The organism is Pseudoalteromonas sp. S558 (assembly GCF_005886635.1).
Taxonomy (GTDB): Bacteria; Pseudomonadota; Gammaproteobacteria; order Enterobacterales; family Alteromonadaceae; genus Pseudoalteromonas; species Pseudoalteromonas aliena.
On record NZ_PNDU01000354.1, the window covers coordinates 1 to 764 of the forward strand.

Genomic DNA, 764 nt, shown 5'->3' on the forward strand with positions numbered 1-764 from the left:
AATTTGCAGCAGCCTGTTTGGTATTTAGGCAAGGCAGAGCCTATGTAGTGTGGTTATTCCCCATAAATGGGCGATAACGTAGCATTAATGCCAAACAGGCGCTGCCCAAAGGGTTCTTCCTAGGGGCTATTTACTCTTTGTTGCTCGGTTTTTACTTAGCCCACTAGGTTACAAACCTCGCGCCGCGATTAAATAGCCCCTAGTTTGAACAAATTTTAATCCGCAAAGATCAACAGACCCTAAGGTAATTTAATGAAAAATTTTGATAAAATCTACGCTGTTAGCGTTAATGCAGGTGAATATCTACTTTTACAAGAAACGATGTTTGAGCAATCTATGCAGTTAACAAACAACGATATTTTTACTTTCGACGGTACGCCAAAAAATGATAATTGGCGTCCTGTAGATGTTGATTGGTTGGTAGTTGAAGGTGAAACCCCGACTAACAAACCAGATATAGCTGGATGGGGGGCTATGTCGCTCGCTATACCTATTGCTTTACAAAAAGTATTTGAGCTTACGTTAAAGGGTTGTTGTGAGTTTTTACCATTAAACTTAAATGGTGAGAGTTGGTTTGCATTAAATATCTTAGGTCAGCAAGTAGCTATTAATGAAGAGCATACAGAGTTAAATTTTAAAAATGGCCGTGTTAACAGGGTAAGGCGCTTTAAAAAGTTAGTCCTCAGTAAAGGTGCTATACAACAGGGTGGATTATTCAAAGTTAAGGGAGCCGGTATTTTCACCTTTTGTACAGATCAAAAGCT

1 protein-coding gene is annotated in these 764 nt (G+C 39.1%); it reads left to right on the forward strand.

Features of this window, described 5'->3' with window-relative positions:
- Window positions 1-252: 252 nt before the first annotated feature.
- The coding region (locus CWB66_RS19070; protein ID WP_138586597.1) for a hypothetical protein at window positions 253-764 on the forward strand (512 nt) is incomplete at its 3' end.